9 protein-coding genes are annotated in these 14,503 nt (G+C 71.3%); 2 read left to right on the top strand and 7 right to left on the bottom strand.

The genetic code is table 11. The annotated features are described in order from the left end of the window. Positions 1-30: 30 nt before the first annotated feature. From LUM46_RS17045 to LUM46_RS17020, 6 genes are all read right to left on the bottom strand, one after another. The gene (locus LUM46_RS17045; RefSeq protein ID WP_274995413.1) at positions 31-2,772 is read right to left on the bottom strand and encodes a tetratricopeptide repeat protein; all 2,742 of its coding nucleotides are present in this window, start codon (positions 2,770-2,772) and stop codon (positions 31-33) included. 191 nt (positions 2,773-2,963) lie between these two features. Further along, positions 2,964-4,442, bottom strand: coding sequence for a 30S ribosomal protein S1 (rpsA, locus tag LUM46_RS17040; protein ID WP_274995412.1), 1,479 nt, complete (start codon positions 4,440-4,442; stop codon positions 2,964-2,966). Positions 4,443-4,668: 226 nt separating this feature from the next. Next, on the bottom strand, positions 4,669-6,438 hold the full coding sequence (locus LUM46_RS17035) for a dipeptide ABC transporter ATP-binding protein (protein WP_274995411.1): 1,770 nt from the start codon (positions 6,436-6,438) through the stop codon (positions 4,669-4,671). Further along, positions 6,435-7,397: an ABC transporter permease gene (locus LUM46_RS17030; protein ID WP_374726987.1), complete on the bottom strand. Its 963-nt coding sequence runs from the start codon at positions 7,395-7,397 to the stop codon at positions 6,435-6,437. Before LUM46_RS17030 ends, LUM46_RS17035 begins: the two co-directional genes overlap by 4 nt. Beyond that, the gene (locus LUM46_RS17025; RefSeq protein WP_274995410.1) at positions 7,394-8,401 is read right to left on the bottom strand and encodes an ABC transporter permease; all 1,008 of its coding nucleotides are present in this window, start codon (positions 8,399-8,401) and stop codon (positions 7,394-7,396) included. The genes LUM46_RS17030 and LUM46_RS17025 overlap by 4 nt, the downstream gene beginning before the upstream one ends. A gap of 163 nt (positions 8,402-8,564) precedes the next feature. After that, on the bottom strand, positions 8,565-10,220 hold the full coding sequence (locus LUM46_RS17020) for an ABC transporter substrate-binding protein (RefSeq protein WP_274995409.1): 1,656 nt from the start codon (positions 10,218-10,220) through the stop codon (positions 8,565-8,567). 226 nt (positions 10,221-10,446) lie between these two features. Between LUM46_RS17020 and LUM46_RS17015 the strand changes: the two genes are divergently transcribed. Next, positions 10,447-11,250: a class I SAM-dependent methyltransferase gene (locus tag LUM46_RS17015; RefSeq protein WP_274995408.1), complete on the top strand. Its 804-nt coding sequence runs from the start codon at positions 10,447-10,449 to the stop codon at positions 11,248-11,250. Positions 11,251-11,311: 61 nt separating this feature from the next. Here LUM46_RS17015 and polA read toward each other — a convergent pair whose 3' ends face one another. Continuing rightward, positions 11,312-14,041 carry a DNA polymerase I gene (gene polA, locus LUM46_RS17010; RefSeq protein WP_274995407.1) on the bottom strand — a complete coding sequence of 910 codons (2,730 nt, stop codon included), beginning with the start codon at positions 14,039-14,041 and terminating at the stop codon, positions 11,312-11,314. 7 nt (positions 14,042-14,048) lie between these two features. On the opposite strand from polA, the gene LUM46_RS17005 reads away from it, so the two are divergent. Continuing rightward, positions 14,049-14,489, top strand: coding sequence for a PaaI family thioesterase (locus LUM46_RS17005; RefSeq protein WP_374726986.1), 441 nt, complete (start codon positions 14,049-14,051; stop codon positions 14,487-14,489). The last annotated feature ends 14 nt before the right edge of the window (positions 14,490-14,503 follow it).

The following is a 14,503-nucleotide window of genomic DNA, read 5'->3' as shown; positions in this document are numbered from 1 at the left end:
CGGGAGGTTGTCCCGTGCGGGACCTGCGGGCTACCGCGCCGACGTCGGGTTCCGGATCGCCGCGTCGATCCGCGCGAGCACCGCGCGTGACCGCTCGAGCTCGGGCCGGTACCGCTCCGGCAGGTCGGCCGCGAGCCGGCGGCGCATGTCCACCGCCTCCTGCGCGTGCCCCAGCGCCGTGACGTTGTCGCCGACGGCGCTCAGCGCGCTGGCCAGGTTCGAGAGTGCGAGCGCCAGGTCGGGCCGGTGCTTGTCGGGGTTCTGGAGGACGAGCTGCCGTCGCATCACCACCGCCTCCCGCATGGGCTCCAGCGCCTCCTGCGCCCGGTCGAGGTCCAGCAGGGTGGCGCCGAGGTTCGCCAGCGCCTCCGCGAGACCCGTGCGGTACTTCTCCGGCTGCTCGCGGACGAGCCGGCGCAGCATGTCGACCGCCTCCTGCGTGGGCCGGAGCGCCTCGTCGAACCTGCCCAGGTCCGCGTACCGCACGCCCAGGTTGGACAAGGACTGCGCGAGGTACTTCAGGGACCGGGCGTTGCTGCTCGCGAGGCCCCTGCGGATCGCCACCGCCTCCTCCTCGAGCAGGACCGCCTCGTCGTACCTGCCGCGCCGGGCCAGGGTGACACCGAGGTTGGACAGCGAGTGCGCGAGGTAGTGCAGGTACCGGTCGGGATGCTCCCCGGCGAGTTCGCGCCGGATCTCCAGCGCCTCCCGCTCCAGGCGGAGCGACTCGTCGGCGCGGCCGGTGGTCGAGTACAGGGCACCGAGCGCGGAGAGCGCGCCGGCGAGGTCGGCGCGGGTGCCGCGCTCGTTCTCCTTGGCGAGCCGGCGCTGGATCTCCAGCGCCTCGACCAGCACCACACCCGCCTCCTCGTACCGCCCGAGGGCCTCCAGCGTGGTGCCCAGCTGGCCGAGCGACCATGCCAGCTCCCCGAGGTGCTCGGGGCGAGCGGCGGCGAGCCTGCGGCGGATCGCCACCGCCTCGGCGTTGGCGGGCAGCGCGTCCTCCGGCCGCCCGCTCTCGGTGAGGGCCTCGAAGTTGCCCAGCACGGCGGCGACCCGCGGCTCGTACTGGACGGGGTCGCCCTCCGCCAGGCGTCGGTAGAGGTCGAGCGCCGCGCGCTGCGCCACCTCGATCTCGCCGACCCGGCCGAGCTCGGTGTAGGACACCCCGGCGTTCTGCAGGGCGCGCGCGTGCTCGGCGTCGGCCCACGGCCGGTCGCCCGGAGGGAACCGGCGGCAGAGGGCGACCACCTCCTCCTGGACCGCGAGGGCGTCGCCGTGCCGGCCCACCGCCCAGTACCCCGTCCCGAGGTTGTTCAGGGCGCTGCACAGCGCGGGGCGGTGCCGGTTCTCGTCGCCCCAGGCAAGGCCGCGCCACAGGCCCACCGCCTCCTGCAGCACGCCGACCGCCACATCGGGCTCCCCCTCGGCGATCAGCACGACGCCGAGGTCGGCCAGCGCCTCACCCCGTGCCGCATCGTCGCCGGCCACCCGGGCGAGGTCCGCCACCCGGTGCGTGAGGCGGTCGAGCACCGGCACGGCCAGAGGGCCTGACGACCGCGGCAGCCTGCGTGTCACCCGCGTGAGAGCCGGCAGGTCCTCGGCCCGCTCGGCCGGCAGGGCCGACGCCGCCGCCTCGATGAGCTGGCCGGTGACGTCGCGCTCCGCGGTGGGCCGGTCGAGGCCCATCTCGGTCGCGAACACCAGCACCGCGAACGCCTGCTCCGGCTCCAGGTCGCGCGTACAGGCGGCGGTGAGCTCCTCCGACGCCGCCAGGGCGCGCGAGACGAGCAGCTCCGCCATGCGCGGGACGACGGGCAGGTGCCCGCGCACCCAGGTCACGGCGTCCGCCGTCCGGCCTGCCGCGGGTTCCGCGCCGGCCCGGCGCAGCGCGGCGCATATGCCGTCGTCCGTCGTGTCCCCCAGCAGCGTCGCCGTGGCCAGTGCGGCCTCGGCCGCTCCCGGCACGAGTCCCGCGCCGGCAGCGGAGATTGCCCAGCGGGAGCGCTCGTGGTCGAGCACGAGGTCGAGAGCGTCGGCCGGGTCGGCGACGTCCTTGCCGACGCCGAGCGCCATGGCCAGCGCCGTGGCGTGCAGGTCCAGCGCGCGCAGCTGCTGGTCCGGCTCCGGCTGGAACCGCGTTCGCGGGACGGGCCGGTGCAGGGCCCGCGCAAAGCGCGTCGTAGCCGCCTCCAGGAGTGCGCGGTAGTCGTCCGGGCGCTCGACCTCCAGGCCCAGCGCCGGGTCGAAGGCGACGTCGAGCGTCCGGTCGAGCGCCGGCTCCAGCGCCATCTCGCTGACCGACGGCGTCCAGCCGGCCCAGAGCCGGCTGGTCCACCGCTCCCGGCGCCACCACTCCCCGCCGGTGCGTGCCGTGCACAGGACGCGCAGCCGGCCCCGCGGCCGGGTGGTCCCGATCGCGTCGAGCATCGCCGGGAGACCTGGCCGGGACGCGGCGTCGTCGACCACGAGCAGGACCCGGCGCGCGCCGGCGACGGCGGACACCGCTGTCACCTCCGCACCGGGTGGCACGTGGACCACGGCCCATCCGGCACGACGCAGCCGCCTGCCGAGCTCGAGCGCCAGGCGTGTCTTACCCACACCGCCGAGCCCGCACAGCAGGCGCAGCGCCACCGGCTCCCGGGACCGGACCCAGAACCGCAGCTCCGCCAGCTCGCGCCCACGACCCATGAACGGCACGATGCCGCGCTCGGGCGCGAGGAGTGCGGCTGGGCTCGTGCCCCGCATCTCGTCGGGTCCGGGTCGGCTCATGGGGAGTCATCCAACAGCACGCCGACCGTCCTGGCCAGCGTGCCTGTGATACGTCCGAGAGCCCGACAGAACGGTGTTGCCGCAGGTCAGAGGCCTATTGCAGGCCGTGGGAGCACCCACCGCACCACATCCTGAAAACGACGACGGCCCGCCGCCCCGAAAAGGGGCGACGGGCCGTCGATCAGCTCGGGTCAGTTACCCGTGAGCTTCTCACGGAGCGCGGCGAGCGCCTCGTCCGAAGCCAGCGTGCCGCCGACCTCCTCGACCGGAGCCGAGGAGTAGGTGGTGCTGCCGCCACCCGCCGGAGCCGCGGCCGGGGCGTCGGCCGGTGCCTCGGTGTCCGCGGCGATCGCCTCGGCGACCTGCTTGCGGTGCGCGGTCCAGCGCTCGTGCGCCTTGGCGTACTCCGCCTCCCACGCCTCGCGCTGCGCCTCGAAGCCCTCGAGCCACTCGTTGGTCTCCGGGTCGAAGCCGTCCGGGTACTTGTAGTTCCCGGCGTCGTCGTACTCGGCGGCCATGCCGTACAGCGCGGGGTCGAAGTCCTCGGACTCCGGGTCCACGCCCTCGTTGGCCTGCTTGAGCGACAGCGAGATGCGGCGACGCTCCAGGTCGATGTCGATGACCTTGACGAAGACCTCGGCACCGACGGTGACGACCTGCTCCGGCAGCTCGACGTGGCGCACGGCCAGCTCCGAGATGTGGACCAGGCCCTCGATGCCGTCCTCGACGCGGACGAACGCACCGAACGGGACGAGCTTGGTGACCTTACCCGGCACGACCTGACCGATGGCGTGCGTACGGGCGAAGGTCTGCCACGGGTCCTCCTGCGTCGCCTTCAGCGACAGGGAGACACGCTCGCGGTCGAAGTCGACGTCGAGCACCTCGACGGTGACCTCCTGGCCGACCTCGACGACCTCGGACGGGTGGTCGATGTGCTTCCAGGACAGCTCCGAGACGTGCACCAGACCGTCGACGCCGCCGAGGTCCACGAACGCACCGAAGTTGACGATCGAGGAGACGACACCCGGGCGCACCTGGCCCTTCTGCAGGGTCTGCAGGAAGGTGGAGCGAACCTCGGACTGCGTCTGCTCGAGCCAGGCACGGCGCGAGAGCACGACGTTGTTCCGGTTCTTGTCGAGCTCGATGATCTTGGCCTCGATCTCCTTGCCGACGTACGGCTGGAGGTCGCGGACGCGACGCATCTCCACGAGGGAGGCGGGGAGGAAGCCGCGCAGGCCGATGTCGAGGATGAGGCCGCCCTTGACGACCTCGATGACGGTGCCGGTGACGACGCCGTCCTCTTCCTTGATCTTCTCGATCGTGCCCCAGGCGCGCTCGTACTGTGCGCGCTTCTTGGACAGGATCAGCCGGCCTTCCTTGTCCTCCTTCTGGAGGACCAGGGCCTCGACGGCGTCACCGACGGCGACAACCTCGCCAGGGTCGACGTCGTGCTTGATCGAGAGCTCCCGGGACGGGATCACACCCTCGGTCTTGTAGCCGATGTCGAGAAGGACCTCGTCGCGGTCCACCTTGACGATCGTGCCTTCGACGATGTCACCATCGTTGAAGTACTTGATGGTGGCGTCGATGGCAGCAAGGAAGTCCTCCTCGGTGCCGATGTCGTTGACGGCAACCTGGGGTGCGGACTTCGCAGGGGTGGAGATGGTCATTGAGTTCGATGCTCCGATGCGGACATGGCGTAGTAAGGACAGGGTCTGTTGTGGCTCTGCTAGTGCGGTACCGAAGGTCGCCACAAGGCGCACGGCACCGCCAGTCATCCTAGTGGCGTCGCAGCGCCCCGGTCAACGTGAGCCGACACGAGCCAGGGTGGTGCGAAGCCCAGGATACCGGGGGCTGCTGACGTTCTGCCGGGCGACCCCGGCCAGGCCTGATGGTTCAGAGCGCGAGCTCCAGGTCCTTGCCGGGGATCGCGTCCAGCAGCGCCCGCGTGTACGCGGTGGCCGGCGAGTCGAAGACCGAGTCGACGGTCCCCTCCTCGACCACGCGCCCCTCCTGCATCACCAGCACGCGGTCGGCGATCTGGCGCACCACGGCGAGGTCGTGCGTGATGAAGAGGTAGGTGAGGCCCAGCTCCTCCTGCAGCCCGGCGAGCAGCTGGAGGATCTGCGCCTGCACCACGACGTCGAGCGCCGAGACGGCCTCGTCGCAGACCACGAGCTCCGGCGAGAGCGCCAGAGCACGGGCGATCGCCACGCGCTGCCGCTGGCCACCGGAGAGCTCCGAGGGGAACCGCCGCAGCTGGCTCTTGCTGAGCGCCACCTGGTCGGCGAGCTCCTCCACCCGGGCCCGGCGGGCCGCCGCGTCGCCGTAGTCGTGCGCGCGCAGCGGCTCCTCGATCGCCCGGAACACCGAGTAGAGCGGGTCGAGCGACGAGTAGGGGTCCTGGAACACGGGCTGCACCCGGCGCCGGTAGGCGATCTGGTCCCGGTGGTTGCCGGCGCCCACGACGCCGCCGTCGAACGTGATCGAGCCGGTCGTGGGCTTCTCGATGTCGAGAATCATCCGGGCCAGCGTCGACTTGCCCGACCCCGACTCCCCCACCACGGCCACCGTGGAGCCGCGCGGGATGTCGAGGCTCACACCGTCGACGGCGGTGAAGCCGGTGCTGCGGGAGAACAGTCCCTTGCCGCGGATGGAGAAGACCTTGCTGACGTCCTTGACCGACACCAGGACGTCGGTCTCGGCCGCCGTCTCCTCGCCGTGGGCCAGCAGCGCGCCGTCCAGCACCTCGTCGAGGCCCCGCTCGCGCGCGATCTCGATGCGGCGCGAGGCGAGCGACGGGGCGGCCGCCATGAGCCGCTTGGTGTACTCGTGCTGCGGCGCCGTGAGCACCTGGCGGGCGGGGCCCTGCTCGACGATGTCACCGCGGTACATGACCACCACGGTGTCCGCGCGCTCGGCGGCGAGGCCGAGGTCGTGCGTGATGAGCAGCACAGCGGTGCCGAGCTCCTCGGTCAGGCCGGAGAGCTGGTCCAGGATCCCGCGCTGCACCGTCACGTCCAGGGCCGACGTCGGCTCGTCCGCGACCAGCAGCGCGGGACGACCCGACAGGCCCATCGCGATGAGCGCCCGCTGGCGCATGCCGCCGGAGAACTCGTGCGGGTACTGCGCGGCGCGCGCCCGGGCGTCGGGCAGGCCCACCTCCTCGAGCAGCTCGACGGTGCGGGTGCGGGCGTCCCGACGGGTGCGCAGCCCGTTGTCGATCAGGCCCGCGTCGATCTGCCGGCCGATCTGCATGATCGGGTCGAGGTTGGTCATCGGGTCCTGCGGCACGAGACCCAGCTCGGTGCCGCGCAGCTGCGCCATACGCTGCGGTGACACCGCGCCGAGGTCCTCCTCCTTGAACCAGATGTGGCCCTCCGCCACCGAGCCGTTGCTCGCCAGCAGGCCCAGCACCGCCATCGCCAGGGTCGTCTTGCCCGACCCGGACTCGCCGACGATCGCCACGGTCTGGCCCCGCTCGACGGTGAGGTTCGCGTTGGACACGGCGCGTGCGGCGCCGTTCTCCGTACGGAAGTCGACGCAGAGGCCCTCGACGCGCAGCACCACGTTCTCGGCGGAGTCCGCCTTGGAGCTCGCGACGGGCGCCGCGGTGGTGGGCTCCGTGGTCTTCTTCGCCGTCTTCTTCTCAGGGTTGTCGCTCATCGTCGGGTCCTGTTCCGGGGGTCGAGGGCCTCGCGCAGGCTCTCGCCCACGAGGGTGAAGCCGAGGGCCGTCACGGCGATACAGATGCCGGGCAGGATCGCCAGCCGCGGTGCGACCGCCAGCTCCTGCTGCGCGGCCGTCAGCATGCGGCCCCACTCGGCCGTGGACGGCTCGCCGCCACCCAGGCCGAGGAAGGACAGCGCGGCAGCCTCGATCACCGCGGTGGCCAGGCTCAGCGTCGCCTGCACGATGACCGGGCCCACGCTGTTGGGGAGCACGTGGCTCATGGTCACCGACCGGCGCGTCAGACCGAGCGCCGACGCGGCGAGGACGTAGTCCTGGCCCTTCTGCGCCAGCATCGAACCGCGCAGCAGCCGGGCGAAGATCGGGATCTGCACCACACCGATGGCGACGATCACGGCCATGGACGACTGGCCGGCGATCGCTGCGATCGACACGGCGAGCAGCAGCGACGGGACCGACAGCATGAGGTCCACCAGGCGCATGATCGCGAAGTCGACGCTCTTGCCGAACCAGCCGGCGAGCAGACCGAGCAGCAGACCGCCCGTGAGCCCGAACAGCGTGGACAGGACGCCGATCAGCAGCGAGGCCTGGGCACCCCAGATCAGCTTGCTCAGCACGTCACCGCCGTAGCGGTCCAGGCCGAGCGGGTACTCGGCCGACGGGCCGGGGATCATCGTGGGCCGGACCTCGGCCCGTCCCGGCAGCTCGCTGCCGCCGTAGGGTGCCAGCACCGGCGCCAGCACCGCCACGAGCACGAACACCGCGACGATCACCGCCCCGATGATGGCGACGGGGTTCTTGCGCAGGGTGCGCCAGGCACGTGCCCAGACGCCCTCCCCGCCGTGATCCTGGCCGCCCGGGCCGTCCCCGTGGATGCTCGGGTGGAGCGGCTCGGCGGCGGGGCCGCCGGTCACCGGAAGCTCGTTGGCGCTCACTGCTGCCTCCTCAGCCGCGGGTCGATCAGCCCGTACGACACATCGACGATCAGGTTCACGAGGGCATACACCACGGCGATCAGCAGGATGAAGCCCTGCATCACGGGGTAGTCGGCGCGGAACACCGAGTTAGCCAGGAAGCTGCCGATGCCGCTGAACGCGAACACGGTCTCGGTGAGCACCGCGCCGCTGAGCAGCAGGCCCACCTGTAGTCCGATGGTGGTGACCACCGGCAGCATGGCGTTCTTCAGGATGTGCTCGCTGCGCAGCCGGGCCGGCTTGATGCCCTTGGCCCGCGCGGTGCGCACATAGTCCGCGTTCTGCACCTCGGACACGGCGGCGCGGGTCATGCGGGCGACGATCGCCAGCGGGATGGTGCCCAGCGCGATGCCGGGCAGGATCAGGTGCATGAGCGCGTCCCATGCCGCGTCCCACTCTGCGGTGAGCAGACCGTCCAGGACGTAGAAGTTGGTGGGGTGCGTGGCGATCATCGTCGCGCTCTGCCGGCCCGTCGTCGGGAACCAGCCCAGCTCCACGGCGAAGATGTACTTCAGGATGAACGCCAGGAAGAACACTGGCACGGTGACGCCGATCAGCGAGACCACGACGGCGGAGTGGTCGATGATCGACCCGGACCGCCGCGCGGCGACGTAGCCGAGCGGGATGCCGATGCCGATGGCGAACACCAGGGCCACGATGGTGAGCTCGATGGTGGCGGGGAACCGGGTGATGAACTCGTCCAGGACCGGGCGACCACTCTGCAGCGAGGTGCCGAAGTCCCCCTGGATGAGCCGGAGCAGGTACTTGCCGTACTGGACCGGCAACGGCTGGTCCAGACCCATCTCGGCCTCGATCTCCGCCGCGGCCTCGGGGGTGTACCGCTCGCCCAGCATGGCCTGCACCGGCCCGCCGGGCAGGGCGCGCACCCAGCCGAACAGCAATATCGAGAGCCCCAGCAAGAGGGGTATCAGCAGCAGAAGGCGCTGCACTATCAGTCTGAGCATCGTTCCTCGACAGACATGCGATTCATCGTCGCTCGGCGGCAGGGCTCATGGCCCGCCCGCCAGGGGACTCCGGACAGCGGTCGGGGCGCGGCGGCTGCCGCGCCCCGACCTGAGGTATTTCACCCGAGGGCGTAGGACACCCTAGGCGGTTCGGAAGGGAACCTTACTCGCCCCCACCGAGCGTGATGCCGTTGTACACCTCGTCCTGCACCGGGGAGATCGGGTAACCCTCGACCCCGGGCGCCACGACGAGCGACGGCACGGGGCTGGCCAGCGGAACGCCGGGCAGGGCGTCCATGATCACCTCGTTCGCGTTCATGTAGGCCGCCTCCTGCTCCTCAAGGGGAGCGTTGCGGGCCTCCTTGATCGCGTCGAACACCTCCGGGTCGTCGAAGCCCCACTCCAGGGACTTCGCGCCGAAGAAGGTGCCGATGAAGTTGTAGGTGTCGTTGTAGTCGCCCGTCCAGCCCAGCAGGTGCAGGCCGTGGTTCTCGCCACCCTGAATGGTGTCGATGTAGGTCGGGCTCCACGGCTCGGGCGTCGCCTTGCTCGTGATACCGACCTCCTCGAGGTCGGCGGAGATCGCCTCGAAGATCGCGGCGGCGTCCGGCATGTACGGCCGCGAGACGTCGGTCGGGTAGTTGAACTCGATCTCGAGGTTCTCGTGGCCGGCCTCCTTCAGGAGCTCCTTGGCCTTCTCGGGGTCGTGCTCGTAGGTCGTGACGTCGTCGCTGTACCCGGTGACGATCTCCGGCACGAACTGCGTGGCCGGCGTCGTGCCCTCGGGCAGCGCTGCCTGGACCAGGCCCTCCTTGTCGATCGCGTGCGCGATCGCCTGGCGGACCCGGATGTCGTCCAGCGGCTTCTGCGCCTGGTTCATGCCCAGGTACAGGATGTTGAACGCGTCGCGGTCGAGGATCGTGTAGCCGGCCTCCTTGAGCGCGTCGACGTCGGCGGGCGCGACCAGGTCGTAGCCGTCGATGTCACCGGCCTCGAGCGCCTGGCGACGTGCGGTGCCGTCGGAGATCACCGTGAACACGATGGTCTTGACGTCGGCGATCTCGCCCCAGTAGCTGTCGTTCGCGGCGAGGGTCACGCTCTCGCCGCTCTTCCACTCCTTGAAGGCGTACGGCCCGGTACCGACCGGGTGCTCCTTGCCGTACTCGGTGAGCTGGGGAGCGTCAGCGGTGCCCTGCACCTCGTCCGCCCCGAACTCATCGAGCGCCGTGGGTGACTGCATGGAGAACGACGGCAGCGACAGCGCCGGGACGAGCTCCGGGATCGGCTCCTTGAGCGTGACGACGGCGGTCGCGTCGTCGGACGCCGCGCAGGACTCGTACAGGCTGTCCTCGCCCGTACCGCCGAAGACGGCCTTGTAGTAGTACGAGAGGTTCTCGTGCGCGGCCAGACCGGTCCAGCCGTGCCAGCGGTCGAAGTTGAAGCACACGGCCTCGGCGTTGAAGTCCGTGTCGTCGTGGAACTTCACGTCCTCCTTGAGGTGGAACGTGTACTCCAGACCGTCCTCGCTGATGTCCCAGCTCTCGGCGAGCAGCGGAGCGGGGTCCGCGGTGCCCGGCTCGACGCCGACAAGACCCTCGAAGATCTGGCGGGCGACCCGGAACGTCTCGCCGTCACTGGCGAACGCGGGGTCGAGCGAGCTCGGCTCGGCCGAACCGGCAAACACGAACGTGCCGTCGCTGCCGCCCCCGCCCTCGCCGCTCTCGGGGTCCCGCTCGCTGGCCACACAACCACTCAGAGCCACTGCAAGCGCAGTCACCAGGGTGACGCCGCCCGCAAGGCGCGTAGCGCGTCGACGCATGGCACTCTCCTTCCTCGAGCGCATCGGCGGACCCGGGTTCGGGCACGACGACACGCAGACGTTTGCGCCTGACCTTAGGAGCGTTCTCGTTGCCTGCGTATTTCGCTTGCCTGACCGGGATCCAATCGTGACCCTTTTGTTATGGGTGCTGCTGTGGTATCCGCGACCGACTCATAGACGCCGTCGCACGGAGCCATAGGAAGCAGACAGGCGCGATGATTACCTCGTGAGCCATGACCAGCCGGTGTCCTTCGGTTATCGCGACGTGCCCGACGACGGCCGCGCCGCCCGCAGCTGGTGGGACGCCAACGCCGACGAGTACCTCGAAGAGCACCGCGACTTCCTCGGCGACGCCGGTTTCCGCTGGGGCCCGGAGGGCCTGTCCGAGGCGGAGGCCGGCCTCCTGGGCGACGTCGGCGGGCGGGACGTGCTGGAGGTGGGTGCCGGTGCCGCGCACTGCTCGCGCTGGCTCGCCTCCCGCGGGGCACGGGTCGTCGCGACCGACTACTCGGCGAGCATGCTGGCCGGTGCGGGGCGGCTCGACGCCGCCACGGGTGTCGTCGTGCCGCGGGTCCAGGCGGACGCCCGGGCGCTGCCGTTCGCGGACGGGTCGTTCGACGTCGTGTTCACGTCCTTCGGCGCACTGCCCTTCGTGCCCGACGCCGGCACCGTGCACCGCGAGGCCGCCCGGGTGCTGCGTCCGGGCGGGCGCTGGGTGTTCTCCGTGACCCACCCGCTGCGGTGGGCGTTCCCCGACGACCCGACGCAGCGTGGCCTGACGGCGTCCCGCTCGTACTTCGACCGCCGTCCCTACGTCGAGGCCGCCGCGGACGGGCGGGTGCTCTACGCGGAGTACCACCGCACCGTCGGCGACCACGTGCGGGACGTCGTCGGAGCCGGGCTGCGCCTGGTGGACCTGGTCGAACCCGAGTGGCCGGAGTGGAACGACCAGGTCTGGGGCGGCTGGGGCCCGGAACGCGGCCGCTACCTCCCGGGCACCGCAGTCTTCGTCACCGAACTGCCGAGGTAGTCGCCTGGCGAGGTAGTCGTCAGGCGAGCAGGCGCCAGGTGACTACTTCGGAGGGGGTGGGTCAGTGGCCGGCCTCGTGCCAGGTGGCACCCGTGCCGACCGAGACGTCGAGCGGTACGTTCAGCACGAATGCCGCACCCATCTGGCTGCGCAGCACCTCCTCGGCGGCGGCCCGCTCCCCCGGCGCTACCTCGAGCACGAGCTCGTCGTGCACCTGCAGCAGCAGGCGCGAGCTGAGCCCGCGCGCGTCGAGCTCGTGCTGCACCTTGAGCATGGCGAGCTTGATGATGTCGGCGGCGCTGCCCTGGATGGGTGCGTTGAGCGCCATGCGCTCAGCCATCTGACGGCGCTGCCGGTTGTCGCTCGTGAGGTCGGGCAGGTAACGGCGCCGTCCGAGGATGGTCGCGGTGTACCCGGTCGCGCGCGCTTCCTCGACCACGCCCGAGAGGTAGTCGCGCACGCCGCCGAACCGCTCGAAGTAGTCGTCCATGAGCGTCTGCGCCTCGCCCGTCGCGATGCCCAGCTGCTGCGAGAGGCCGAACGCGCTCAGCCCGTAGGCCAGCCCGTACGACATCGCCTTGATCTTGGACCGCATCTCCGGCGTCACGTCGGCGGGCGCCACCTCGAACACGCGCGAGCCCACGTACCGGTGCAGGTCCTCCCCCGAGTTGAACGCGGCGATCAGGCCCTCGTCGCCCGAGAGGTGCGCCATGATCCGCATCTCGATCTGGCTGTAGTCGGCGGTCAGCAGCGACTCGTAGCCGTCGCCGACCTGGAACGCGCGCCGGATCTGCCGGCCCGCCTCCGTGCGGATCGGGATGTTCTGCAGGTTCGGGTCGGTCGAGCTCAGGCGCCCGGTCGCTGCGATGGTCTGCTGGAACGTCGTGTGGATGCGGCCGTCGGGCGCGACGGACTTGAGCAGCCCTTCCACCGTGACCCGCAGGCGCGCCACGTCGCGGTGCGTGAGCAGGTGGGCGAGGAACGGGTGCTCCGTCTTGACGAACAGGTCCTGCAGGCTCGCCGCGTCGGTCGTGTAGCCGGTCTTGATCTTCTTGGTCTTGGGCATGCCCAGCTGGTCGAACAACACCTCCTGCAGCTGCTTGGGGCTGCCGAGGTTCACCTCCCGGCCGATCACGTCGTACGCCGCTGCGGCGGCGTCCGCGACACCCTGGGCGAACTGCCGCTCCAGGCCGGTCAGGTACTCCGTGTCCGCGGCGATGCCGATGCGCTCCATCCGCGCCAGCACGCCGGACAGCGGGAGCTCGACGTCGTCCAGCAGGTGGGTGGCGCCACGGTCGGCGAGCTCACCCGCCAGGGCCGTGGCCAGCTCGGCCACGCCGTGGGCGCGCACCGCCTCCGCCTGCCCCTCCGTCTCGCCCTCGAGCGAGAGGTCCAGGGCGCCCTGCGCACCGTCGGGTTCCGCGACCTTCAGCTCCCGGCCGAGGTGGCGCACCGCGAGGTCGCCCAGGTCGTAGCCACGCTGGTCGGGGTAGCACAGATAGGCGGCGAGCTCCGTGTCGAACGTGACGCCCTCGAGGTCCATGCTCCGTGCGGCGAGCATGTGGGCCGCCGCCTTCGCGCCGTGCAGGATCTTGGGCGCCGCCGGGTCGGCCAACCATGCCGCGAGCGCCTTCTCGTCGTCGGCGCCGAGCTGGGTGAGGTCGAGATAGGCGGACTCGCCGCCGGGCTCCGCCACGGCCACCGCCCAGGCGTCCCCGCCGCCCGCCACCGTCTTGCCGGCCACGGCGACGCCCACGTGCTCCGAGCGGGCGGCGAGCCAGGCACCGAGGGCGCCGGGGGCGACGTCGGCCAGGTCGAGCTCGACTCCGGCGGTCACGGGGGTCTCGTCCGCGGCGGCGCCCGAGGGGTCGACGGCGAGGAGGCGGTCGCGCAGCTGGCCGAACTGCAGCGTGTCCGAGACGAGGTGCACGGCCTCCCGGTCGAAGCCCTCCAGGGCGAGATCGGCCACACCGAGCGGCAGCTCGACGTCGGTCAGCAGGGCGTTCAGTTCCCGGTTGACCCGGACCTGGTCCAGGTGCTCGCGCAGGTTCTCGCCCGCCTTGCCCTTGATCTCGTCGGCCGCGTCGAGCAGGGCGGCGAGGCCGCCGTGCGCGGTGATCCACTTGGCGGCGGTCTTGGGCCCGACGCCGGGCACGCCCGGCAGGTTGTCGCTGGTCTCACCCACGAGCGCCGCGAGGTCGGGGTAGCGCTCCGGGGGCACGCCGTACTTGGCCTCGACCGCCGCGGGGTCCATGCGGGCCAGCTCGGACACGCCCTTCTTGGGGTACAGGACCGTGACGTCGCCGTTCACCAGCTGGAGGGTGTCGCGGTCACCCGAGCAGACCAGCACCTCCATGCCCGCGGCCTTGGCCTGCAGGGCCAGGGTCGCCAGGATGTCGTCGGCCTCGATGCCGGCGAGCTCGATCGAGGAGACGTGGAGGGCGTCGAGCACCTCCTTGATGAGCGGGACCTGTCCCTTGAACGCGTCCGGCGTGGCGTCCCGTGTCCCCTTGTACGCGGGGAACCGCTCGGTGCGGAAGGTGACACGGCCCGCGTCGAACGCCACGGCGAGGTGCGTGGGCTGCTCGTCCCGCAGCAGGTTCGTCAGCATCGACGTGAAGCCGTAGACGGCGTTGGTGATCTGTCCTGAGCTGGTCGCGAGGGTGTCGGGCAGCGCGTAGAACGCCCGATAGGCCATGGAGTGGCCATCGATCAGCAGGAGACGGGGGCGGCCTGACGCAGGCTTGCCCGGAGTACGGCTTGGCACGGTGGAGGTCACGCCTGACAACATAGCCCGCATGACTGACACGAGCGCTTCCGCGACGCCCTCCGAGGCCGCAGCCGACTGGAAAGCCCTGTACGCCGGCGCCGACACGACCGGCACGCTCTTCGAGCGGATGGAGATGGAGGTGCTGGAGCTCGCGCCGGACCGCGCGGTCGGACGCATCCCCGTCAAGGGCAACACCCAGCCGGCCGGCCTGCTGCACGGCGGTGCGTCGGTGGTGCTCGCCGAGACGCTCGGCTCGCTCGCGGCGCAGGCGCACGCCGGCCCCGGCAAGCAGACGGTGGGCATCGAGGTCAGCGCCACCCACCATCGCGGCGCCCGTGAGGGTTACGTCACGGGCACCGCGACCGCGGTTCACCTGGGGCGCACGACGGCGTCGTACGAGATCGCCATCACCGACGACGCGGGCAAGCGGGTGTGCACCGCGCGCCTGACCTGCATGATCCTGGGCTGAACCGCCCGGCGGCT

Origin of the sequence: Promicromonospora iranensis (assembly GCF_028994805.1) — a bacterium.
Lineage (GTDB): Bacteria > Actinomycetota > Actinomycetes > Actinomycetales > Cellulomonadaceae > Promicromonospora > Promicromonospora iranensis.
Note: the sequence above shows the minus strand (reverse complement) of the source record. Positions and strands in the feature narration are given on the sequence as shown.

Bases quoted from the DNA above. Each gene is read 5' to 3' on its own strand.
- LUM46_RS17045 (WP_274995413.1), bottom strand. From the start codon at position 2,772: ATGAGCCGACCCGGACCCGACGAGATGCGGGGCACGAGCCCAGCCGCA.
- rpsA (WP_274995412.1), bottom strand. From the start codon at position 4,442: ATGACCATCTCCACCCCTGCGAAGTCCGCACCCCAGGTTGCCGTCAAC.
- LUM46_RS17035 (WP_274995411.1), bottom strand. From the start codon at position 6,438: ATGAGCGACAACCCTGAGAAGAAGACGGCGAAGAAGACCACGGAGCCC.
- LUM46_RS17025 (WP_274995410.1), bottom strand. From the start codon at position 8,401: ATGCTCAGACTGATAGTGCAGCGCCTTCTGCTGCTGATACCCCTCTTG.
- LUM46_RS17020 (WP_274995409.1), bottom strand. From the start codon at position 10,220: ATGCGTCGACGCGCTACGCGCCTTGCGGGCGGCGTCACCCTGGTGACT.
- polA (WP_274995407.1), bottom strand. From the start codon at position 14,041: ATGTTGTCAGGCGTGACCTCCACCGTGCCAAGCCGTACTCCGGGCAAG.
- LUM46_RS17005 (WP_374726986.1), top strand. From the start codon at position 14,049: ATGACTGACACGAGCGCTTCCGCGACGCCCTCCGAGGCCGCAGCCGAC.